Annotated in this window: 18 protein-coding genes; 12 read left to right on the forward strand and 6 right to left on the reverse strand. The window is 64.4% G+C overall.

What is annotated here, in order from left to right; all coding sequences use genetic code 11:
* Positions 1–2: 2 nt before the first annotated feature.
* The 3 genes from P0M04_RS13250 to P0M04_RS13260 all read right to left on the reverse strand — a co-directional run bounded on the left by P0M04_RS13250 (position 3) and on the right by P0M04_RS13260 (position 5,578).
* Positions 3–3,107 carry an efflux RND transporter permease subunit gene (locus tag P0M04_RS13250; protein WP_259449727.1) on the reverse strand — a complete coding sequence of 1,035 codons (3,105 nt, stop codon included), beginning with the start codon at positions 3,105–3,107 and terminating at the stop codon, positions 3–5.
* Between the two features lie 3 nt (positions 3,108–3,110).
* Entirely contained in the window at positions 3,111–4,304 is a 1,194-nt protein-coding gene (locus P0M04_RS13255) for an efflux RND transporter periplasmic adaptor subunit (RefSeq protein WP_259449728.1), read from the reverse strand.
* Between the two features lie 302 nt (positions 4,305–4,606).
* Positions 4,607–5,578: an endonuclease/exonuclease/phosphatase family protein gene (locus tag P0M04_RS13260; protein WP_259449729.1), complete on the reverse strand. Its 972-nt coding sequence runs from the start codon at positions 5,576–5,578 to the stop codon at positions 4,607–4,609.
* A gap of 38 nt (positions 5,579–5,616) precedes the next feature.
* On the opposite strand from P0M04_RS13260, the gene ybaK reads away from it, so the two are divergent.
* The 3 genes from ybaK (at position 5,617) to P0M04_RS13275 (ending at position 7,650) form a co-directional block, all read left to right on the forward strand.
* The gene (gene ybaK, locus P0M04_RS13265) at positions 5,617–6,108 is read left to right on the forward strand and encodes a Cys-tRNA(Pro) deacylase (protein ID WP_259449730.1); all 492 of its coding nucleotides are present in this window, start codon (positions 5,617–5,619) and stop codon (positions 6,106–6,108) included.
* A 91-nt stretch (positions 6,109–6,199) separates the two neighbouring features.
* Complete coding sequence (plsY, locus tag P0M04_RS13270; protein ID WP_259449731.1) at positions 6,200–6,841, forward strand: glycerol-3-phosphate 1-O-acyltransferase PlsY; 642 nt, start codon at positions 6,200–6,202, stop codon at positions 6,839–6,841.
* Between the two features lie 140 nt (positions 6,842–6,981).
* Positions 6,982–7,650 (forward strand): DsbA family oxidoreductase, encoded by a 669-nt coding sequence (locus tag P0M04_RS13275; RefSeq protein ID WP_307727170.1) that lies wholly within the window; start codon positions 6,982–6,984, stop codon positions 7,648–7,650.
* A 32-nt stretch (positions 7,651–7,682) separates the two neighbouring features.
* Here the strand turns inward: P0M04_RS13275 and P0M04_RS13280 are convergent, their stop codons facing one another.
* Positions 7,683–8,528: an endonuclease/exonuclease/phosphatase family protein gene (locus P0M04_RS13280; protein ID WP_259449733.1), complete on the reverse strand. Its 846-nt coding sequence runs from the start codon at positions 8,526–8,528 to the stop codon at positions 7,683–7,685.
* Between the two features lie 393 nt (positions 8,529–8,921).
* Between P0M04_RS13280 and P0M04_RS13285 the strand changes: the two genes are divergently transcribed.
* The 3 genes from P0M04_RS13285 to P0M04_RS13295 are packed head-to-tail and all read left to right on the forward strand — an operon-like array spanning position 8,922 to position 11,833.
* Positions 8,922–10,154 (forward strand): CmpA/NrtA family ABC transporter substrate-binding protein, encoded by a 1,233-nt coding sequence (locus P0M04_RS13285; RefSeq protein WP_259449734.1) that lies wholly within the window; start codon positions 8,922–8,924, stop codon positions 10,152–10,154.
* Positions 10,155–10,166: 12 nt separating this feature from the next.
* Positions 10,167–11,030, forward strand: a complete 864-nt coding sequence (gene ntrB, locus P0M04_RS13290) for a nitrate ABC transporter permease (RefSeq protein ID WP_259449735.1) — start codon at positions 10,167–10,169, stop codon at positions 11,028–11,030.
* Positions 11,027–11,833, forward strand: a complete 807-nt coding sequence (locus tag P0M04_RS13295) for an ABC transporter ATP-binding protein (RefSeq protein WP_259449736.1) — start codon at positions 11,027–11,029, stop codon at positions 11,831–11,833. The genes ntrB and P0M04_RS13295 overlap by 4 nt, the downstream gene beginning before the upstream one ends.
* A 3-nt stretch (positions 11,834–11,836) precedes the next feature.
* On the opposite strand, the gene tsaD is transcribed toward P0M04_RS13295, so the two are convergent.
* Together tsaD and P0M04_RS13305 are read right to left on the reverse strand one after the other, a co-directional pair.
* A complete protein-coding gene (gene tsaD / locus P0M04_RS13300) occupies positions 11,837–12,874 on the reverse strand; it encodes a tRNA (adenosine(37)-N6)-threonylcarbamoyltransferase complex transferase subunit TsaD (RefSeq protein WP_259449737.1) in 1,038 nt (345 codons plus the stop codon).
* Between the two features lie 90 nt (positions 12,875–12,964).
* A complete protein-coding gene (locus tag P0M04_RS13305) occupies positions 12,965–14,023 on the reverse strand; it encodes a 3-deoxy-7-phosphoheptulonate synthase (RefSeq protein ID WP_443098677.1) in 1,059 nt (352 codons plus the stop codon).
* 101 nt (positions 14,024–14,124) lie between these two features.
* Between P0M04_RS13305 and ybiB the strand changes: the two genes are divergently transcribed.
* The 6 genes from ybiB (at position 14,125) to rpoD (ending at position 21,698) form a co-directional block, all read left to right on the forward strand.
* Entirely contained in the window at positions 14,125–15,099 is a 975-nt protein-coding gene (gene ybiB / locus P0M04_RS13310; RefSeq protein ID WP_259449739.1) for a DNA-binding protein YbiB, read from the forward strand.
* 56 nt (positions 15,100–15,155) lie between these two features.
* Positions 15,156–16,367 (forward strand): BaiN/RdsA family NAD(P)/FAD-dependent oxidoreductase, encoded by a 1,212-nt coding sequence (locus tag P0M04_RS13315; RefSeq protein WP_259449740.1) that lies wholly within the window; start codon positions 15,156–15,158, stop codon positions 16,365–16,367.
* Positions 16,368–16,473: 106 nt separating this feature from the next.
* Positions 16,474–16,686: a 30S ribosomal protein S21 gene (gene rpsU, locus P0M04_RS13320; protein ID WP_005665410.1), complete on the forward strand. Its 213-nt coding sequence runs from the start codon at positions 16,474–16,476 to the stop codon at positions 16,684–16,686.
* Positions 16,687–16,814: 128 nt separating this feature from the next.
* Complete coding sequence (locus tag P0M04_RS13325) at positions 16,815–17,264, forward strand: GatB/YqeY domain-containing protein (protein WP_259449741.1); 450 nt, start codon at positions 16,815–16,817, stop codon at positions 17,262–17,264.
* 152 nt (positions 17,265–17,416) lie between these two features.
* The gene (gene dnaG / locus P0M04_RS13330) at positions 17,417–19,219 is read left to right on the forward strand and encodes a DNA primase (RefSeq protein WP_259449742.1); all 1,803 of its coding nucleotides are present in this window, start codon (positions 17,417–17,419) and stop codon (positions 19,217–19,219) included.
* Positions 19,220–19,487: 268 nt separating this feature from the next.
* Positions 19,488–21,698: an RNA polymerase sigma factor RpoD gene (gene rpoD, locus P0M04_RS13335; RefSeq protein ID WP_259450083.1), complete on the forward strand. Its 2,211-nt coding sequence runs from the start codon at positions 19,488–19,490 to the stop codon at positions 21,696–21,698.

Below are 21,698 nucleotides of genomic sequence, written 5' to 3' on the forward strand. Positions count from 1 at the left end.
TGTCAGGCGGTTTGTTCCGTTGCCGTCTCCTCTTCGTGCCCCTTCCTGAACCACGCCGCCACGCGCTTGCCGAGACTGTCGAGATAGGTATAAGCCACCGGCACGACGACGAGCGTGAGCAGGGTCGACGTGATCACGCCCCCGATCACGGCACGTCCCATCGGCGCCTGCGTTTCCCCGCCTTCGCCCATGCCGATCGCCATCGGCAGCATGCCGAAGATCATCGCGAGCGTCGTCATCAGGATCGGGCGCAGGCGCACCTGGCCCGCTTCCATCAGCGCGTCGAACTGTGAGCGGCCTTCGCGCTGGCCGTGGTTCGCGAAGTCCACCAGCAGGATCGCGTTCTTCGTCACTAGACCCATCAGCATCACGACGCCGATGATGGAAAAGATGTTCAGCGTCGTCTTCGTGATGAGCAGGGCGATCAGCACGCCGATCAGCGACAGCGGCAGCGACACCATGATCGCGATCGGCTGCAGGAAGCTGCCGAACTGCGATGCCAGCACGAGGTAGATGAAGATCACGGCAATGCCCAGGGCGACGCCGAAGCCGGCCATCGTCTCGTCCATCTGCTGGGCGTCGCCGCCGACGTCGAAGCGCACGCCGTCCGGCAGCTGCATGGCTTTCATTTCCTTGTTCACGTCGCCCATCACGTCGCCCAGCGGACGGCCTTCAAGGCCGGCGAAAACCGCGACGCGGCGCTGCAGGGCCTGGCGCTTGAGCATCTGCGGGCTCGTGGACGGGATGAATTGCACGACCTGGCGCAGCGGGACCATGACCGGGTTGCCCATCGCGTCACGCTTGCCCGATGCCACCGACAGGTCGGCCAGGTCGGCCACCTTCTCGCGGCCCGACTTCGGCAGCTGCACGTTGACTTCGTAGTTCTGGCCATCCGGCGCGAGCCAGCGGTTGGTCTGGTCGCCGGCGACGAACGGACGCAGCGCCGTGCCGATCTGCTGCACGGTGAGCCCGAGGTCGGACGCCAGCTCGTGGTTGATCTTGACGATGGTGGCCGGGTTCGCGCCTTCCTGGCTGTACTCGATGTCGGCGATGCCGCGGATCTTGCGCATCTTGTCCATCAAAGTGTGGGCCACCGCGTCCAGCTTCGCTTCGTCATTGCCCAGGATGGCGATGTAGATCGGGCGCTGGCCCACCGTCATCGAGATGCCGGCTATCTTCTCCAGGCGGTCGCGGATGACTTTTTCCATGTCCTGCTGCGAGCGGCGGTGCGTCTTGTGCACGTCCGTCAGCTTCAGGTGCACCTCCGAGTAGTTGCGGCCCTCCCACGAACCGACGATGGTCGATACGCTTTCGATTTCCTTGAACTCGCCCAGCGCCGCTTCGGCCTGGCGCAGTTTCGCATCCGAGTATTCCAGGCTGGAGCCGATCGGCGTCTTCAGGCGCATATGGATGTAGCCGTCGTCGACCTGCGGCACGAATTCGCCGCCGATCATCGGCACCAGCGTCAGGCTGCCCCCGAACAGCACGACGGCCAGCAGCAGGGTCGACTTGCGCCAGGCAAGCGCCAGTCCCAGCACCTTCGCGTACAGGCCGTGCAGCCACTCGATACCGTGCTCGATGCGCGCCATCAGGCGGCCCAGCCACGGCACGTACTTGAAGCGGTCCTTCACGGGGTCGGGCCACACGGACGACAGCATCGGGTCGAGCGTGAAGCTGACGAACAGCGACACCAGCACGGCGACGGCGACGGTGATTCCGAACTGCAGGAAGAAGCGGCCGATGATGCCCTTCATGAACGCGATCGGCACGAACACGGCGACGATGGCGAACGTCGTCGCCATCACGGCGACGCCGATCTCGTTGGTGCCGTCTTCCGCGGCGCGCACGTGGTTCTTGCCCATGCCGAAGTGACGCACGATGTTTTCGCGCACGACGATGGCGTCGTCGATCAGCAGGCCGATGCACAGCGACAGCGCCATCAGCGTGAGGAAGTTCAGCGTGAAGCCGAAGTACTTCATCGCGATGAAGCTGGCCAGCACGGAGATCGGCAGGGTCAGGCCCGTGATGATCGTGCTGCGCCACGAGTGCAGGAAAAAGAACACGATCACCATGGTCAGCATCGCGCCTTCCATGATGGTGTCCTTCACGTTGTCGAGCTGGCCCTGCACGTTCTTCGCCTTGTCGTCCAGGATGCGGAACTGGATGTCCTTCGGCAGCGTCGTCTTCATCGCTTCGATGGCGGCCTTCACGCCGGTGCCCACCTGCACCGTATTGGCGTCCTGGATCTTCGCGATCTCCAGCGTGATGGAACGCTCGCCGTTCACGCGCGAGATCGACTGTTCCTCGGCGGCGCCGTCGGAGATGTCGGCCACCTGGCTCAGGTAGATCGGGCCGCCGGTGCGGTTGGCGACGACGATGCGCTTGAAGTCGGCCGCTTCCTTCATCTTGCCTTCGATGCGCACGAGGTTCTCGCGTGCGCCGCGGCTGATGCGGCCGGCCGGCAGGTTGGCATTGGTCGTCGTGATCGCGTTCATCACCTCGTCGATGCCGACGTTGAGGCTCTTCAGCTGGTCGGGGCGGATGTCGATCAGCACCTGGCGGTCTTGCTTGCCGTTGACGCGGATCTGGCCCACGCCGGCCACGGCCTGCAGGCGCTTCACGATCACCTGGTCGGTCAGCATCGTCAGGTCGCGCAGGCTGCGCTCCTTCGACGTCAGCGCCAGCAGGACCACGGGCTGCGTGTTCTCGCCTTCCTCGCGGAACACGATCGGTTCTTTCACCTCGCGCGGGAAGCCGCCGCGCACGGTGCTGATGCGGTCGCGCAGGTCCTGCACGGCGCGGTCCATGTCGACCGTCAGCTGGAATTCGATGCCGACGCCCGAGCGGCCTTCCCACGACGTGCTGCGGATCGTCTTGATGCCGCCGACCGTGTTCGCCGCTTCCTCGAGCGGGCGCGTGACGTCGTTCTCGACCTGTTCAGGCGAGGCGCCGGGATACGCGGTCTCGATGAACACGGCCGGGATCTCGACGTTCGGCATGCTCTCGACGCCGAGGCCGCGGTACGCGAACAGGCCGAGCACCATCAGGCCCACCATCACCATCGTGGCGAAGACGGGGTATTTGATACTGGTACGTGTGATCCACATGGCTCAGCCTTTCGCGTCCGGCAGTTTCACCTGGCTGCCCGGCTTGATGCCGTCCAGCGGCACCGCGAGCACCGTCATGCCGGCGTCGACGCCTTCCAGCGCTTCGACGACGCCCTCGTCCTGGTTGCGCAGGCCGAGTTTCACCGGCTGCGCGACGACCTTGCCGTTGTCGATGCGGTAGACGACGTCGCGGCCGTTGTCCTTGCGGACGGCGCCGAGCGGCAGCAGCGGATGCGCGTTCGACTTCTCGGTGACGACGGTGCCCTTGGCGAACATGCCGGCGCGCAGCAGGCCGTCCGGATTCGCCACGTCCACATAGACGATCATGGCGCGCGAGCCCGTCTCGGTCGCCGGGTTGATGCGCGCGACCTTGCCGGTGAAGTTGCGGCCGTCGAAACCGTCGACCTTGAACTGCACGTCCTGGCCCACCTGGATACGGGGGATGTCGGAGGCCGGCACCTGGGCGTCGAGCGTCAGGTGTTTCAGGTCGACGATCGAGAACACGGGGCTGTCCGGCGCCAGCTTTTCGCCGGCCTGCGCGTGGCGTTTGCTGACGACGCCCGAGAGCGGTGCGTGGATCGTCGTATCGGCCAGCGCGATGCGCGCGAGGTCCAGTTGCGCGCGCGCGGAGTCGACGGCGGCCTGCGCCAGGTCGACGGCGTTCGCCGACGTGTCGTACGCGTTCTGCGCGATGAAATTCTGCTTCAGCAGCGACGCGCTGTTGCTCATGTTTTTCCTGGCCATCGTCAGGCGTGCCTGCGCGTCGGCCAGCATGGCCTGCTGCTGCGCGACGCGGGCGCGCGCCTCGGCCGGGTCGAGCTGCGCGATCACCTGGCCGGCCTTGACGTCCATGCCTTCCTGCACGGCGGTCGACAGCACGATGCCCGATACCTTCGACTTGACGGTGGCCTGCGCCAGCGGCATCAGCGAACCGGTGACAGGCAGGGTGACGGCCAGCGGACGCGCCTCGACGCGGGCGATGTCGCGCACCGACAGTTCGTGGACAGGTTCCTTGGCCGCCGCCGGTGCCGGTGCGGCCGCTTGCGCGGGCGCCGCGGCGCGGTGGGTCAGCGCATAGGCGCCGGCGCCCGCGAGTGCGACGGCGAGCAGCGACAGCGCAATGATCCTGGCGCGGCGGCGCGGCGCCGGTTTCTTGGCGGGCTGGTCGGCGGACAAAGGCAGGGACTCGATCTTCATGGTTATTCTTTATGTAGTGGCAAGCGCGAGCGGAAAGGAGAGCGCACGTGCTCCGTCCTGCCAGGCAGGATGGAGCTCCCAGCGCATGACGGCATGGTAGGTTTGTCCATGACGAACCGCTATCGGAATGCGACGAGCGGTGCAAAAGGGACGCTGAACTGCGAAAAATCCGGGGCGGACGTGCAGACGGTCGAAACACTAACCAACGTCGCCCCTGCGGAGGCAGGGGCCCAATTTCGCCAGCGTAGCGGTTACGTTTGCAGAACTTGGGTCCCCGCCTTCGCGGGGACGACGGGCGGGCGTCAGCCGTCGCCGGTTGGCGTGCCGGCCCGCTCGAACAGGCGCAGCCGCGCCAGCACTTGCCCGTGATCCGACGCCTCCGGCAACCCGAGATCGAGGTGGTCGTTCAGGTAGACGACGTCGATGACTTCGCCCAGCGCCCCCGGCAGCGACGCATTGAATTCCGCCGACACGAGGATGTGGTCGATGGTCGAGTGATAGCCATCGTGCACGTTGGAAAAACCGACGTGCCGCAGATGGTCCTGGCGGCCCTGCAGCTGACAGGCATCATATAAACGGTCGCCGCTGGGCGCGCCGAGGCCCAGCACGATGCCGGTCGTGACCGCGTCGGCGACGTCGTTGAAGTCGCCCAGCACGACGCGCGGGCGGTGGTGCGTGCGGCCGATGTCGGTCAGCAGCACGCGCAGCGCGGCCGCTTCCGTGCCGCGCCGGATCAGCGAGCGCAGCGATGCCAGCGCGTACAGCTGCGGGTCGTCGCCCGTGTCGCCCGCGCGGTAGTCGGGGCGGCGCGATTTTAAATGCACGACCACCACGTCCGCGACGAGATCCGGCGTCAGCTGGATCGCCGCGTGCAGCGGCGCACGGGTAAAACGTTCCGGATCGCGGTTGCCGGGCGGCATCGCTATCCCGGGCGGGAAATAGGGCAGTTGACGGGGCGCGTCGGCCAGGGGCAGGCGGGAGGCGAGGGCGACGCTGGGCGTCAGCTTCTCCGCGTCCGGGTCGGGGTCGAAGCCGACGTGGACGGCGTCGCGGAAGCGCCGCGTGCGCGACAGCGCCTCGGCCAGCGCGGCCTGGGAGAACACTTCCTGGAAACCGATCACGTCGGCGCCGAGCATGTCGATCTGGTGCGCGGTCCAGGCGATCTTCGCTTCGTATTCCTCGGGGGTGCTCGGTTCCAGGTTGTCGTACAGCCTGGCGCCCGGCGGGGCGAGGTTACACACGTTGAAGGTGGCAAAGCGAATCTCTTGCTGCATAATAAGCAACTCCTCCGTTTGCATTTAGCGTAACACGCATGGCCAAGAAAGAGCATATCTCCGAAACCCCGGCAACACAGTTCCTGCGCAAGCATGGGGTCGCATTCACGGAGCATCCCTACGAATACGAGGAACACGGCGGTACGGCCGTGTCGTCGCGCGAGCTGGGCGTGGAAGAGCACGCCGTCGTGAAAACCCTCGTGATGCAGGACGAGGCGGCCAAGCCGCTGATCGTGCTGATGCATGGCGACTGCAAGGTCTCGACGAAGAACCTCGCCCGCGCCATCCCCTGCAAATCCGTCGAACCGTGCAAGCCGGACGTCGCCCAGCGCCATTCCGGCTACATGGTCGGCGGCACGTCGCCGTTCGGCGTGCGCAAGGCGATGCCGGTCTACGTCGAGGAAAGCATCCTGCAGCTGGACAAAATCTATATCAATGGCGGACGGCGCGGTTTCCTGGTCGGGATCGCGCCCGCCGTGCTGGTGGACGTGCTGAAGGCCCGTCCGGTGAACTGCGCGCTGGCCGACTGACTATCGCCCGGCTCGGCCGATGGTGTATATTTCACGCGCGCCAGATTCCTGGCCAGGGATTAAGCCCGGTAGGGATTAAGAAAAGAGACTCATGTACACAATTCTGTTCACCATCGCAGCCTATCTGATCGGCTCGATTTCCTTCGCCGTCGTCGCGAGCCGCCTGTTCGGCCTGGCCGACCCGCGTACCTATGGCTCGAAGAACCCGGGCGCCACCAACGTCCTGCGCTCGGGCAGCAAGAAGGCGGCCATCGCGACGCTCGCCGGCGACTGCGCCAAAGGCTGGCTGGCCGTATGGCTCGCGATCCGCTTCGGCGAGCGCTTCGGCGTCGAGGACGGCGGCGTGGCGCTGGTCGCCATCGCGGTCTTTCTGGGCCATCTGTGGCCCGTGTTCTTCCGCTTCGTCGGCGGCAAGGGCGTGGCGACGGCGCTGGGCGTGCTGCTGGGCCTGAACGTCTGGCTCGGCCTGGCGACGCTGGTCACCTGGCTCGTCGTCGCGTATGCGTTCCGTTACTCGTCGCTGGCCGCGCTCGTGGCCGCGGTCTTCGCGCCGTTCTACTACGGCCTGCTGTTCGGCGCGGACGAAAAACTGGTCGCCGTCATCGCGATGAGCCTGCTGCTCCTCTACCGCCACAGCAGCAACATCGGCAATCTCATGGCCGGCAAGGAATCGAAGATCGGCAGCAAGTCCAAGGGCGCTGCGGCTGCCAAACCGGCGGTCAAGAAGAAGTGAGCACAGGGGCCGATCAGGCCCCTTTTCTTTTTGATTTGCCGAATTTGTTTGGCGCGCTGCTGCCTTTCGTTCGATGTGTCACCATATGCCCTAAGCGTTAGTGAAACCAATTGGAAGGCGGTGAAAAAGTGAGCAAGCAAATGAGAATCGACTTCGTGTCGGATGTATCGTGCCCGTGGTGCGTGATCGGTCTGAAATCGCTCGAGCAGGCACTGGAACGGGTGGGCGGTGACATTACGGTCGACATGCACTTCCAGCCCTTCGAGCTGAACCCGGGCATGGGTCCGGAAGGCCAGGACATCTTCGAACACATCACCGAGAAATACGGCTCCACCCCCGCCCAGCAGGACCAGTCGCGCGAGATGATCCGCCAGCGCGGCGAGGCCGTCGGCTTCACGTTCGACATGAGCAAACGCGGCCGCATCTACAACACCTTCGACGCACACCGCCTGCTGCACTGGGCGGAAGGCCAGGGCCGCCAGCAGGCGCTGAAGGAAAAGCTGTTCGAGGCGTATTTCACGCAGGGCGAGAACCCGGGCGCGCACGACGTGCTGCTGCGCGCGGCGGGCGAGGTCGGCCTCGACGTGGAAGCCGCGCGCCAGGTGCTGGCATCCAACGCGTACGCCGACGAGGTGCGCCAGCTCGAGTACTACTGGCAGCGCGCCGGCATCCGCTCGGTGCCGGCGATCGTGATCAACCAGCGCCACCTGATCTCGGGTGGCCAGCCGCCCGAGGTGTTCGAGCAGGCGCTGCGCCAGATCGCGCAGCAGGACGAGGAACTCGAGCAGGACGAGGAACCGGCCGCCTGAGGCGGCGCGGCCCCAGCTCGGTTCAGCCCAGCTCAGTTCAGGTCAAGGACGATGGGCTGGTGGTCCGAGGCCGACGTCTCGGACTGCACGCTCATGTCGGACACCCGCCCCGCCAGGTCTTCCGTGACGAAGAAATAGTCGTAGCAGTCGGGCTTCTCCGGCCATTTGAACCCGTGCAGGCCGGCCGTCGGCGCGCGCGGGGCGTCGCCGTGGCGCACGCGCCAGGCATCGACGAGGCCCAGTGCACCGCTTGACGCGGGCGCCAGCAGGGCCCGATAGTCTTCGGAATCCGGACCAAAATTGAAATCGCCGCAGTAGATCGCCGTGCCGGGCCGGAAACCCAGCTGGAACGGCGGCTCGAGATCGGGCTCGGGCTGGTAGACGGCCGCGCGGGCGCACGCTTCCTCGTGCAGTTCGCGGATGCGGCGCACCTGCGCGCGGCGCTGCATGGGCGAAAAATATTCGAGATGGGTGGTGAGGAGGCGCAGCTTGCCGCCGGGCGCTTCCAGCACGGTTTCGATCATCCCGCGCGGCATGCCGGCCGGGTGTTCCGGATCGACGGGCCAGGGCAGCATGTGGCGTTGCGCCTGGGTGATGCGGAATTTGGACAGCAGGATGTTGCCGAACTGGCGGGGCAGGTTGTTCCGGTAGATTTCGCTCGGCGCCTGCTCGATCATGTGGTACCCGCCGAACGCGCCGGCGAGTTGCTTGAACTGGCTCGCGCTGGCGCTGCCCTCCAGTTCGGGATGGTTGGCGGCCACTTCCTGCAGACAGATCACGTCGGGATTCAGCTTGCGCAGCACATCGATGATTGCGTGGATCCGGATGCGCCCGTCCCTCCCACAGCCCCAGTGAATATTCCAGCTAACCACGCGCATTCGATACCTCCGTAAAACTCAACTGCCAGAGTTTGCCATTCTTTGGAGAATGACGGTCACACGGTAGGATCGATGTCAAGGTTACAAGTTCATCGAAAAAGTGTCCGAAGCGGCCCATTCGGAAGCGGCGCGCGTTGCTGCGTTCGAGATCATGCGCCACGCCGGCGCACGCCGCACGGTTCCGGACGCGCATGCGCCGCAGCCATGCGGACCGTTGCACGCAATCGGTGTGTGGACCCGTTTTTCATGGTGCGTCGGCACAACCACGGTGCCGACGCACCATTTTGCGTGTTGGCACGGCACTTGCTGTATTGACTGCGAGGGCGCCGGAGCTGGCCACTCCGCCCGCCGCAGCGTTGTCTCTACTTTCGATTGCCTTCTACAAGGACCAACATGACCGATACAACCAACCTGACCCGCCGCCGCCTGCTGGCCGCCGGTGCCACGGCCTCGCTCACCGGACTCGTCTCCGGTGGCGTCTTCGCCGCGGGCTCCGACAAGCCCGAGAAGACCGAAGTGAAGGTCGGCTTCATTCCGCTGACCGATTGCGCCTCCGTGGTGATGGCGTCGGTGCTGGGCTTCGACAAGAAGTACGGCATCAAGATCGTGCCCAGCAAGGAATCGTCCTGGGCCAGCGTGCGCGACAAGCTGGTCAACGGCGAACTGGACGCCGCCCACGTGCTGTATGGCCTGATCTACGGCGTGCAGATGGGGATCGGTGGTCCGAAGAAGGACATGGCGGTGCTGATGAACCTGAACCAGAACGGCCAGGCCATCACCTTGTCGAAGAAGCTGGCCGACGCCAGGGCCGTGGACGGCCCGTCGCTGGCGAAGGTAATGGGCACGGACAAGCGAGAGTACAGCTTCGCGCAGACCTTCCCGACCGGCACGCACGCGATGTGGCTGTACTACTGGCTCGCCAGCTACGGCATCAATCCGATGAAGGACGCCAAGGTGATCACGGTGCCGCCGCCGCAGATGGTGGCGAACATGCGGGTCGGGAACATGGACGGCTTCTGCGTGGGCGAACCGTGGAACCACCGCGCCATCGCGGACGGCGTCGGCATCACCGCCGCGACCACGCAGGACATCTGGAAGGACCATCCGGAAAAGACCCTCGGCACCTCGCTCGAGTGGGTGAAAAAATATCCGAACACGGCGCGGGCCCTCGTGGCCGCCGTGCTGGAGGCGAGCAAGTGGATCGACGCGAGCCTGTCCAACAAGGTCAAGATGGCCGAGACGATCGCCGACAAATCGTACGTCAACACCTCCGTCGACGTGATCAACCAGCGCATCCTGGGCCGCTACCAGAACGGCCTGGGCAAGACGTGGGACGACCCGAACTACATGAAGTTCTACAACGACGGCACGGTCAACTTCCCATACCTGTCGGACGGCATGTGGTTCATGACCCAGCACCGCCGCTGGGGCCTGCTCAAGTCCGATCCCGACTACCTGGCCGTGGCGTCGAGCGTCAACCAGGTCGGCCTGTACCGCGAGGCGGCCGCGCTGGCCAAGGCCGACGTGCCGAAGTCGCCGATGCGGTCGGCGAAGCTCATCGACGGCATCGTGTGGGACGGGAAGAACCCGGCCGCGTATGCCGCCGCTTTCAAGATCAAGGTTTGATCGGAGGACATCATGGATACCGTCGTGAATTCGACATCGAAACCGCGCGTCAAACCTGCGGTGCGCCTGCCGCACGGCCTGGCGCTGCGCATGCCGAACGGCCGCGCGCTGTTGCTGGCAGTGCTGCCGCCGGTGCTGGGTCTCGCCATGCTGGTGCTGGTGTGGCAGCTCGTCTCCGCGAACAACAGCAACTTCCCGTCGCCCTTCGTCACGTGGGAGGCGGCCGTCCAGCTGTTCGCCGACCCGTTCTACAGCAACGGGCCGAACGACCAGGGCATCGGCTGGAACATCCTCGCGTCGCTCAAGCGGGTGGCGCTGGGCTTCGGCCTCGCCGCGGCGGCGGGTATCCCGCTCGGCTTCCTGATCGGCCGCTCGCGCTTCCTGGCCGGGATGTGCAATCCCATCGTCAGCCTGCTGCGTCCCGTGTCGCCGCTCGCATGGCTGCCCATCGGCCTGCTCGTGTTCAAGGCCGCCAACCCGGCCGCCATCTGGGCCATCTTCATCTGCTCGATCTGGCCGATGATCATCAACACGGCCGTCGGCGTGCAGCGCGTGCCGCAGGACTACATGAACGTGGCGCGCGTGCTGAACCTGTCGGAGTGGAAGGTCTTCACGAAGATCCTGCTGCCCGCGGTGCTGCCGTACATGCTGACCGGCGTGCGCCTGGCCATCGGCACGGCGTGGCTGGTGATCGTCGCGGCCGAGATGCTGACCGGCGGCGTGGGCATCGGCTTCTGGGTGTGGGACGAGTGGAACAACCTGAACGTGCCGCACATCCTCATCGCCATCGTCGTCATCGGCGTGGTCGGGCTGGTGCTGGAACAGGCGCTGGTCGCACTGGCCCGCGCCGTCACTTACGAAGAGAGTGGATCATGAGCGAACCGAAATTCATCGAAGTCCAGCAGGTCGAGATGCTGTTCGACACCCGCAAGGGCCGCTTCCACGCGCTCACCGACGTCAACCTGAAGGTGGCGCGCGGCGAGTTCATCACGCTGATCGGCCACTCCGGCTGCGGCAAGTCGACCTTGCTGAACCTGCTGGCGGGCCTGACGCGCGCCACCGAGGGTGTGCTGATCTGCGCCGGCCGCGAGATCGCCGGACCGGCGCCCGAGCGCGCGGTCGTGTTCCAGAACCATTCGCTGCTGCCGTGGCTGACCTGCTTCGAGAACGTCTACCTGGCCGTCGAGCGCGTGTTCGGCGCCCGCGAAGGGAAGGACAAGCTGCGCGCACGCACGGCCGACGCGCTGGCGCTGGTGGGCCTGACGCATGCGGCGCAGAAGCGGCCCAGTGAGATCTCGGGCGGCATGAAGCAGCGCGTCGGCATCGCCCGCGCGCTGTCGATGGAACCGAAGGTGCTGTTGATGGACGAACCGTTCGGCGCCCTCGATGCGCTGACCCGCGCCCATTTGCAGGACGAGCTGCTGCGCATCGTCGCCCAGACCCAGTCGACGGTCGTGATGGTCACGCACGACGTGGACGAGGCGGTGCTGCTGTCGGACCGCATCGTGATGATGACGAACGGCCCGGCCGCGACGATCGGCGAGATCGTGGACGTGCGCCTGCCGCGGCCGCGCGAACGCGTCGCGCTGGCGCACGATGCGCTGTATAACGAGTATCGGACGCGGGTGCTGGAGTTCCTGTATCACCGGCAGGCGAGGCCGGCGAAGGAAGCCGCCTGAAGGTCAGGCGGGTTCGATCTCGTCCAGCGGCCAGCGCGGACGCACGTTGAATGCGTAGTCGCGCTGTGCCGCGTCCGGATTGCGCTCCAGGCGCATCGCACCGGCGAACGCGATCATCGCGCCGTTGTCCGTGCAGAATTCGAGTTCGGGGTAGTAGACCTTGAAGCGCTTCTTCGCGGCCGCTTCGTTCAGCGACGCGCGCAGCTGGCGGTTCGCGCCCACGCCGCCCGCGATCACGAGGCGCTTGAGGCCCGTGTGCTTCAGCGCCAGCACGCACTTCGCCGTCAGCACGTCGACGATGGCATCGACGAAGCCGCGTGCGATGTTGGCCTTGTCCTGTTCGCAGACGTTGGCAATGTCGGTTGCGCTGTTCTTCACGACGGTCAGCACGGCCGTCTTGAGGCCCGAGAAGCTGAAGTTGAAATCCTTCGAGTGCAGCATCGGGCGCGGGAGTTTATACGCTTCCGGATCGCCGAATTCCGCCAGGCGGGAAATGGCCGGACCGCCCGGATAACCGAGGCCCAGCAGCTTGGCCGATTTGTCGAACGCTTCGCCGGCCGCGTCGTCCAGCGTCTCGCCCAGCAAGGTGTAGCGGCCGACGCCATCCACGCGCATCAGCTGCGTGTGGCCGCCGGAGACGAGGAGGGCGACGAACGGGAATTCCGGCCGCTCGGTCGCGAGCAGCGGCGACAGCAAATGGCCTTCCAGGTGGTGCACGCCCAGCACCGGTTTGTCGAGTGCGAGCGCCAGGCTGCAGGCGACGGACGATCCGACCAGCAGCGCGCCCGCGAGGCCGGGACCCTGCGTGTAGGCGATGGCGTCGATGCGTTCCATCGGCAGGTCGGCCTTCGCCAGCACCTGTTCCAGCAGCGGCAGCGCGCGCCGGATATGGTCGCGCGACGCCAGCTCCGGCACGACGCCGCCGTACTCCTCGTGCATCGCGACCTGCGAGTGCAGTGCGTGGGACAGCAGGCCGCGCTCCGTGTCGTACAGAGCCAGGCCGGTTTCATCGCAGGAGGATTCGACGCCGAGGACAATCATGGGCAAGCAGGAACAGTATGAGGAAGACAAGATCGGCGCGCCGGGGCGGCGCGCAATCTGCCATTGTACCTGCATTGGCCCGCCAGGGCATCACGGCCGCTGCAGCAATTCCTTGTGCGCGCTGCGCAGCATGGCCTCGGTGTCGTCCCAGGCGATGCAGCCGTCGGTGACGGAGCAGCCATACTTCAGCTGCGACAGGTCGCTCGGAATCGGCTGGCTGCCGCTGACGATGTTCGACTCGATCATCACGCCGACGAGCGACTGGTTGCCGTGCCTGATCTGCTGGATCACGTCCGACATGACGAGCGGCTGCAGTTCCGGCTTTTTATAGCTGTTGGCGTGCGAGCAGTCGACGACGAGGTTCGCGGGCAGGCCGGCCTTCTTGAGCGCCTGTTCGGCGATCGCGACCGAGACCGAGTCGTAGTTCGGACGGCCGCCGCCGCCGCGCAGCACGACGTGGCCGTAGGCGTTGCCGCGGGTGCGCACGATCGACACGCCGCCCTGGCCGTTGATGCCCAGGAAGGAGTGCGGGCTGGACGAGGACAGCACGGCGTTGATGGCGATGCTGACGTCGCCGTCGGTGCCGTTCTTGAAGCCGACCGGCGTCGAGAGGCCGGACGACATCTCGCGGTGCGTCTGCGATTCCGTCGTACGCGCGCCGATCGCGGTCCAGGCGATCAGGTCGCCCAGGTATTGCGGCGAGATCGGGTCGAGCGCTTCGGTGGCGGTCGGCAGGCCCAGTTCGCACACGTCGAGCAGGAACTGGCGCGCGCGCTCCATGCCCACGTCGACGCGGAACGAATCGTCCATGAACGGATCGTTGATATAGCCCTTCCAGCCGGTCGTCGTGCGCGGCTTTTCGAAATACACGCGCATCACGAGCACCATCGTGTCTTCGACTTCGGCCTGCAGCGCCTTCAGGCGGCGCGCATAGTCGAGGCCCGCGACCGGGTCGTGGATCGAGCAGGGGCCGACGACGACGAACAGGCGCTTGTCCTTGCGGTCGAGGATGTTGCGCAGGGTCTCGCGGCCCTTCATCACGGTGGTGAAGGCCTTGTCCGTCAGCGGCAGTTTTTTATGCAGCTCGCTCGGCGTCGGCATGGTCGCGAACGAGGTGACGTTGGTGTTTTCGATATCGGGCGTGATCAGCATGGCAATCGTATTTATTCCAGAGGGGATCGTTGAGTCTAGCCTGAAATCTTACACCTTGCATCCTCCTGCCCAAAAATGTTGCATGGTATCCTGTCATCATGGACACGACCAACACCTCCAAAAATCCCTTCCCGGCCGCCCGCTTCATCAAGGAGATCGGCCGCGGTGTAAAAGGCGCGCGCAGCATGACGCGCGACGATGCGAAACTGCTCTACGGCGCGATGCTCGACGGGCGGGTGTCCGACCTGGAACTGGGCGGCATCCTGCTTGCGATGCGCATCAAGGGCGAATCGGTGGAAGAAATCGCCGGCTTCATGGACGCGGCGGAAAGCTCGTTCGCGCCGCTGCCCGCGCCGCCCGGCGACTTCGCGCCCGTGCTGATCCCCAGCTACAACGGCGCGCGCAAGCTGGCCAACCTGACGCCGCTGCTGGCCCTGCTGCTCGCGCGCGAGGGCGTGCCGGTGCTCGTGCACGGCGTGCAGGAAGACCCGGGCCGCGTGACGACGGCCGAGATTTTCGCCGAGATGGGCATCGGCCCGAGCGGCTCCACGGCCGACATGCTGGATGCCTTCGCGGCCGGTCGCCCGTGCTTCATGCCGATCGAGCGGCTGGCGCCGGAACTGGCGCACCAGCTGTCGCTGCGCCGCATCCTCGGCGTGCGCAATTCCACGCACACCCTCGTCAAGATCCTGCAGCCGTTCGAGGGCCCGGCGCTGCGCCTCGTGTCGTACACGCACCCGGAATACCTGGCGATGCTGACCGAGTATTTCGCAACGGCCGCGCCGCACGTGCGCGGCGACGCGTTCCTCATGCGCGGCACGGAAGGCGAGACGGTGGCGAACGCCAACCGCGCCCAGGAAATCAACTGGTTCCACGCCGGACAAAAAACGCTGCTGGTCGAGCGCGATGCGCCGACCGACGAGCTGGCGCCCGCACCGGAGGGCCGCGACGCCGCAGCGACCGCCGACTGGATCTTGCGTGCGCTGCGCGGTGAACAGCCCGTGCCGCCGCCGATCGCGGCGCAGGTGGCGCAGTGCGTGCAGGTGGCGCGGGCGTTACGTTCGGCTGTCTGAACCGTTCGCCTTCCCGTACAATCACGCCTTTTGCGCGCAGCATTGACGGAAGAGGCATGGCAAAACACTACGACGTGGCGATCATCGGTGCCGGCGCCGCCGGCATGATGTGCGCCGCCACCGCGGCCCAGCGCGGCAAGCGCGTCCTGCTGGTCGACCACGCCGCCAAGCTGGCGGAAAAAATCCGCATCTCGGGCGGCGGTCGCTGCAACTTCACCAACATCAACGCCGGCCCGCAGAATTTTCTCTCCGAGAATCCGCATTTCTGCCGCAGCGCACTGTCGCGCTACACGGCGCAGGATTTTCTTGCGCTCGTCAAAAAGCACCGCATCGCGTACCACGAAAAACACCGCGGCCAGCTGTTCTGCGACGACTCGTCCGAACAGATCATCGCGATGCTGAAGGCCGAATGCGATGCGGGCGGCGTGCAGTGGCGCATGCCGTGCAAGGTGGCGGCCGTCACGAAGAACGCGGAAGGGTTCCGCATCGACACGGACGGCGAGCCTATTCTCGCGAGCAATGTCGTGGTCGCAACGGGCGGCCTGTCGATCCCGAAGATCGGCGCCACCGACCTGGGTTATCGCATCGCGAAACATTTCGATTTGAAAATCGTCGAGACGCGCCCCGGCCTCGTGCCGCTGACGTTCGACGGCCCCAGCTGGCAACCATTCGTGCCGTTGGCCGGCATCGCGCTTGAAGTGGACGTGACGACGAGATCGAAGAAGGGCAAGAACGCGAAGTACGGCTATTTCCGCGAAGATCTGTTGTTCACGCACCGCGGCCTGTCCGGGCCGGCCATCCTGCAAATCTCCAGCTACTGGCAGCCGGGCACGCCCATCGTGCTGAATCTGCTACCGGAAATGGATGTGGCGGAAGAGCTGATCGGCATGAAGACGACAGTGAAAAAGCAGCTGGGCAATATCTTGTCGCAATGGCTGCCGACGCGCCTGGCGGAAGGCCTGCTGACCGGCAATGGTTTGACACCAGATGCGCGCCTGCCGGACATGGCCGATGCGAAACTGCGCAAGCTGGGCGATGCGATCAACCGCTGGGCCATCGTCCCGACAGGATCGGAAGGTTATAAAAAGGCCGAGGTGACGCTGGGCGGCGTCGATACGCGCGAACTGTCGCAGCAGACGATGATGGCGAACACTGTCCCGGGCCTGTATTTCATCGGCGAGACGGTCGACGTCACGGGCTGGCTCGGTGGGTACAACTTCCAGTGGGCATGGGCTTCCGGCGTCGCGGCAGGCAGCGCGATCGAGTGAAAAAACAGCCATGTGGCAACTTTGCACACTGATGAAAAACTTCGCACAGAACTTGAAAAGCTGTTAGAATTTCGTTCTTCCCTAAATCCAACGGTTTCATTTTTACATGACCACTATCCGCCTTAAAGAAAACGAGCCGTTCGAAGTCGCTATGCGTCGCTTCAAGCGCACTATCGAAAAAACCGGTCTGCTGACGGAACTGCGCGCACGCGAGTTCTACGAGAAGCCGACTGCAGAGCGCAAGCGCAAGCTGGCCGCTGCCGTGAAGCGTCACTACAAGCGCATCCGCAGCCAGCAACTGCCGAAGAAGCTGTACTGATTTATATTCACGTCTTCCCCGGTGACGGCCACTGCCAGTCCCGGCGTTGCAAGGCCTGAATTCGACGAAGCCCGCTCCGGTTGTGCCGCAGCGGGTTTTGCCTTTTGCCCCTATCGAACGGAGTTTCCATGAGCTTGAAAGACCAAATCACCGACGACATGAAAGCCGCGATGCGCGCCAAGGAGAGCGAGCGTCTCAACACGATCCGTCTCCTGATCGCCGAGATCAAGCGGAAGGAAGTGGACGAGCGCATCGAGCTGACGGATGCGCAGGTGTTGGCCGTCGTCGAAAAGATGATCAAGCAGCGCAAGGATTCGATCACCCAGTTCGAAAATGGTGGCCGCCAAGATCTGGCCGACAAGGAAAAGTCGGAATTGGCCATACTGTCGGCCTACATGCCGGCCGGGCTGTCCGATGAAGAAGTCGCCGCCGAAGTGGCCGCTGCCGTCGCCGACTCGGGCGCCGCCGGTCCGCAGGACATGGGCAAGGTGATGGGCATCCTGAAACCGAAACTGGCCGGCCGCGCCGACATGACGGCCGTCTCGGCCCAGGTCAAGAAGGCCCTGGCTGGCGGTTAATACGTGCACGGCACGGTTGCGGCATCGATGCCACGGCTGTGTCCGTTTTTGATGCACCGGAGCGGCAACGCCATGTTGCATTGTTGCAAATCAACTTGTAACGAGCCCTGCGGTATAGTCTGACCTGAGACAAATACTGTTAGTTAGATCAAGTGATTCCGCAATCATTCATTACCGATCTGCTCAACCGCGTTGACATTGTCGACGTGGTGGGGCGTTACGTGCAGCTGAAAAAGGGCGGCGCCAATTACATGGGGCTCTGTCCGTTTCACAACGAGAAGTCCCCCAGCTTCACCGTCAGCCCGACCAAGCAGTTCTACCACTGCTTCGGCTGCGGCGCCCATGGCACCGCCATCGGCTTCATGATCGAATACTCGGGCATGGGCTTCGTCGACGCTGTCAAGGATCTCGCACAGAGCGTGGGCATGATCGTGCCCCAGGAGGACGACAAGATCCCGCCGGCCCAGCGCGCCGCCCAGCAGGCGCAGACCCTGGCCCTGACGGATGCGCTGAACCAGGCTTGTGACTTTTACCGCGCCCAGTTGCGCACCGCGCCGAACGCGATCGCCTATTTAAAAGGCCGCGGCCTGACGGGTGAAGTGGCCGCCCGCTTCGGCCTCGGCTATGCGCCGGGCGGCTGGGACAACCTGCGTTCCGTCTTCCGCGACTACGAGGCGCTGGCGCTCGTCGAGTCCGGCCTCGTCATCGACAAGGTGGACGAGGATGGCAACAATAAAAAGAGGTACGACCGTTTTCGCGAACGGATCATGTTCCCGATCCGGAACACGAAAGGACAGGTGATCGGCTTCGGCGGCCGCGTGCTGGACGGTGGCGAACCCAAATACCTGAACTCGCCGGAAACCCCGCTGTTCCAGAAGGGGCATGAACTGTACGGCCTGTTCGAGGCGCGCCAGGCGATCCGCGATGCCGGCTACGTGCTGGTGACGGAGGGTTACATGGACGTGGTCGCCCTGGCCCAGCTCGGCTTCCCGCAAGCCGTCGCGACGCTCGGCACAGCATGTACCAGTACCCACGTGCAAAAGCTGCTGCGCCAGACGGACAACGTCATCTTCAGCTTCGACGGCGACAAGGCCGGTCGCCGCGCCGCTCGCCGCGCGCTGGAAGCGTGCCTGCCGCAGGTGACGGACAACAAGACGATCAGGTTCCTGTTCTTACCGCAAGAGCATGATCCGGACAGCTATGTGCGCGAGTTTGGCGCGGATGCGTTCGCCCAGGAAATCAACGAAGCGATGCCGCTGTCGCAATTCCTGTTGCGCGAGGTGACGACGGAACACGATCTCGACACGCCGGAAGGCCGGGCGCGCGTCCAGTTCGATGCGAAACCGCTGCTGCAGGCGATGACGCCGACCGCCCTGCGCCTGCAGATCGTGCGCGGCCTGGCAAACCTGACGGAGTCAACGCCGGCGGAGATCGAAACGTTGTTCGAGTTGTCCAAACCGGTTGCAGTGGCAAGGAAAGCGCCGCCGCGCCAGGGGCGTCCGGAACCGGTCGGCCTGGAATTGCAGATGTCGCGCATCCTCGTCTCGCATCCGGCGCTGGCACTGGGCCTGGACGAGTCGGCCTTGCGTGCGTTCGACCATTTCGGCACCGAGCAGGCCGAACGTTTGCGCCAGCTCGTGGCGATGGCGCAGGCACTGGGACCGAACGGTACGTTCGCCGCGTTGTCCGAGCAATTGAAGGAGGCGAGTTCGGAGTACGACAACCTGATCGCATCGATCGCGGTCGAACCGGAATCGGATATCGACGCGGACCGCGTCTGGCTCACAAGTGCCGTGAGGCAAGTCAAGATGGACGTGCTGAAACAGGAGTTGAACCAGTTGTTTTCTTCCGGATTGACCCCAGATCAGGTGAGTGCCCGCTATCGCGAAATCACAGCTCAGCAGGACCTCTTGGCCCGGGAGGCGGCAAACGACACCCCTGCGAAATTCGCCTGATCGGGACCAGTTGCCAAGGCGCCGTTCTTGACTGGAAAGAACAGGGGTGCGTGCTATAATAAAACGCTAACTATTGCAAGCATTGAAACGATTTTTCGTGACAATTCGGGCTGGGTGTTTCAGTTAGCGGGGCAGCAGTGTATGCCTGCAGCGTGATGTAAGGTAACAAAACTTTATCATTAACCATCGTAAAGTGGTCGTTGTGACTTCGAAAGCGCCTGTGCCAACCAAGAAACCCGAAACCAAAGTGGCTACCAAATCCACCAGGATGTCCGCCAAGGCGGACAATTCGCAAGACAAGGCGGAAGCTCGCGTTGCGGGTGTCGCCCCAGTCAACCAGACGACCGACGCGGAGGCCCTCGCCGCGATCGACACGTCGGGCTACGTGCTGCCGGCCGTCAAGGTCCCGGGCCGGCGTGGTCGCAAGCCCAAGGAATTCACGCCCGAAAACGATGAAGTTGCCGCCCTGAACGCGGTCGAGCGCGCCGAACTGAAAGCGGTCGACAAGGCCAAGGCCAAGGACCGCAAGGCCAAGGAAAAAGCGCTGCTGAAAGATGCATTCTCGTCGGATACGGAAGCGAGCGAAGAGGAACTGGAAATCCGCCGCCAGAAGCTCAAGGCCCTGATCAAGTCGGGCAAGGAGCGCGGCTTCCTCACGTATTCCGAGATCAACGACCATCTGCCGGACAACATCGTCGATCCGGAAGCGATCGAAGGCATCATCGGCACGTTCAACGACATGGGCATCGCCGTCTACGAGCACGCGCCCGATGCCGAAACGCTGCTGCTGTCCGATAACGTCGCCACCGTCACGAGCGACGACGAAGCCGAAGCTGCCGCCGAAGCGGCGCTGTCGACCGTCGACTCCGATTTCGGCCGCACCACCGATCCCGTCCGCATGTACATGCGCGAGATGGGTTCGGTTGAACTGCTGACCCGCGAAGGCGAGATCGAGATCGCCAAGCGCATCGAAGACGGCCTGCGCGACATGATCCAGGCGATCTCCGCCTGCCCGGTGACGATCGCCGAGATCATCGACGCCGCCCGCCGCATCGAGCAGGACGAGATCAAGATCGACGAAATCGTCGACGGCATGGTCGACCCGGACGAAGACGAAGCCACGTCGCCGACCGCCGTCGCGCCGGCAGCGACCGAGTCCGACGACGATGAGGACGAAGACGAGGAAGAGGAAGAAGAGGAAGAGGAAGAAGAGGCGGGCGCGAGTTCCGGCGCGGCCGGTTATTCCGCCGAACAGCTCGAGCAGCTGAAGAACTCGGCCCTCGACAAATTCCGCGAAATCGAACAGCAGTTCGACAAGATGCGCAAGGCGTACGAGAAGCAGGGCTATAACTCGGACGGCTACGTCAAGGCCCAGGAAGCGATCTCGAACGAACTGCTCGGCATCCGCTTCACGGCCAAGGTCGTCGAAAAGCTGTGCGACACCCTGCGCGGCCAGGTCGACGAAGTGCGCCACATCGAGAAGCAGATCCTGGACGTGGCCGTGAACCGCTGCGGCATGCCGCGCGCCCACTTCATCAAGGTCTTCCCGGGCAACGAGACGAACCTCGAGTGGGTCGACGGCGAAGTGAACGCCGGCCACGCCTACAGCGCCATCCTCGGCCGCAATATCCCGACGATCAAAGAACTGCAGCAACGCCTGATCGACCTGCAAGCCCGCGTCGTCCTGCCGCTGCCGGACCTGCGCAACATCAACCGCCAGATGGCGGCCGGTGAAATGAAGGCGCGCAAGGCGAAGCGCGAAATGACGGAAGCCAACCTGCGTCTCGTCATCTCGATCGCGAAGAAATACACGAACCGCGGCCTGCAATTCCTCGACCTGATCCAAGAAGGCAATATCGGCCTGATGAAGGCGGTGGACAAGTTCGAATACCGTCGCGGCTACAAATTCTCGACGTATGCAACGTGGTGGATCCGCCAAGCCATTACCCGCTCGATCGCGGACCAGGCGCGCACGATCCGTATTCCGGTCCACATGATCGAAACGATCAACAAGATGAACCGGATCTCGCGCCAGATCCTGCAGGAGACGGGCGCTGAGCCGGATCCGGCGACGCTCGCGATCAAGATGGAAATGCCGGAAGATAAGATCCGGAAGATCATGAAGATCGCGAAAGAGCCGATCTCGATGGAAACGCCGATCGGCGACGACGACGATTCGCATCTGGGCGACTTTATCGAGGACAACAACACGCTGGCGCCTTCGGACGCCGCGCTGCATGCCTCGATGCGCGGTGTGGTGAAGGACGTGCTCGACTCGCTGACGCCGCGCGAAGCGAAGGTGCTGCGCATGCGCTTCGGCATCGAAATGTCGACCGACCACACGTTGGAAGAGGTCGGCAAGCAATTCGACGTCACTCGCGAGCGTATCCGCCAGATCGAAGCCAAGGCGCTACGCAAGCTGCGCCACCCGTCGCGTTCCGACAAGCTGAAGAGCTTCCTCGAGAACAACAGCGGCTGA

The organism is Telluria mixta (assembly GCF_029223865.1).
Taxonomy (GTDB): Bacteria; Pseudomonadota; Gammaproteobacteria; order Burkholderiales; family Burkholderiaceae_D; genus Telluria; species Telluria mixta.

Excerpts from the sequence above, each read along its gene's own strand:
- P0M04_RS13250 (WP_259449727.1), bottom strand. The coding sequence starts at position 3,107 with ATGTGGATCACACGTACCAGTATCAAATACCCCGTCTTCGCCACGATG.
- P0M04_RS13255 (WP_259449728.1), bottom strand. The coding sequence starts at position 4,304 with ATGAAGATCGAGTCCCTGCCTTTGTCCGCCGACCAGCCCGCCAAGAAA.
- P0M04_RS13260 (WP_259449729.1), bottom strand. The coding sequence starts at position 5,578 with ATGCAGCAAGAGATTCGCTTTGCCACCTTCAACGTGTGTAACCTCGCC.
- ybaK (WP_259449730.1), top strand. The coding sequence starts at position 5,617 with ATGGCCAAGAAAGAGCATATCTCCGAAACCCCGGCAACACAGTTCCTG.
- plsY (WP_259449731.1), top strand. The coding sequence starts at position 6,200 with ATGTACACAATTCTGTTCACCATCGCAGCCTATCTGATCGGCTCGATT.
- P0M04_RS13275 (WP_307727170.1), top strand. The coding sequence starts at position 6,982 with ATGAGAATCGACTTCGTGTCGGATGTATCGTGCCCGTGGTGCGTGATC.
- P0M04_RS13280 (WP_259449733.1), bottom strand. The coding sequence starts at position 8,528 with ATGCGCGTGGTTAGCTGGAATATTCACTGGGGCTGTGGGAGGGACGGG.
- P0M04_RS13285 (WP_259449734.1), top strand. The coding sequence starts at position 8,922 with ATGACCGATACAACCAACCTGACCCGCCGCCGCCTGCTGGCCGCCGGT.
- ntrB (WP_259449735.1), top strand. The coding sequence starts at position 10,167 with ATGGATACCGTCGTGAATTCGACATCGAAACCGCGCGTCAAACCTGCG.
- P0M04_RS13295 (WP_259449736.1), top strand. The coding sequence starts at position 11,027 with ATGAGCGAACCGAAATTCATCGAAGTCCAGCAGGTCGAGATGCTGTTC.
- tsaD (WP_259449737.1), bottom strand. The coding sequence starts at position 12,874 with ATGATTGTCCTCGGCGTCGAATCCTCCTGCGATGAAACCGGCCTGGCT.
- ybiB (WP_259449739.1), top strand. The coding sequence starts at position 14,125 with ATGGACACGACCAACACCTCCAAAAATCCCTTCCCGGCCGCCCGCTTC.
- P0M04_RS13315 (WP_259449740.1), top strand. The coding sequence starts at position 15,156 with ATGGCAAAACACTACGACGTGGCGATCATCGGTGCCGGCGCCGCCGGC.
- rpsU (WP_005665410.1), top strand. The coding sequence starts at position 16,474 with ATGACCACTATCCGCCTTAAAGAAAACGAGCCGTTCGAAGTCGCTATG.
- P0M04_RS13325 (WP_259449741.1), top strand. The coding sequence starts at position 16,815 with ATGAGCTTGAAAGACCAAATCACCGACGACATGAAAGCCGCGATGCGC.
- rpoD (WP_259450083.1), top strand. The coding sequence starts at position 19,488 with ATGTCCGCCAAGGCGGACAATTCGCAAGACAAGGCGGAAGCTCGCGTT.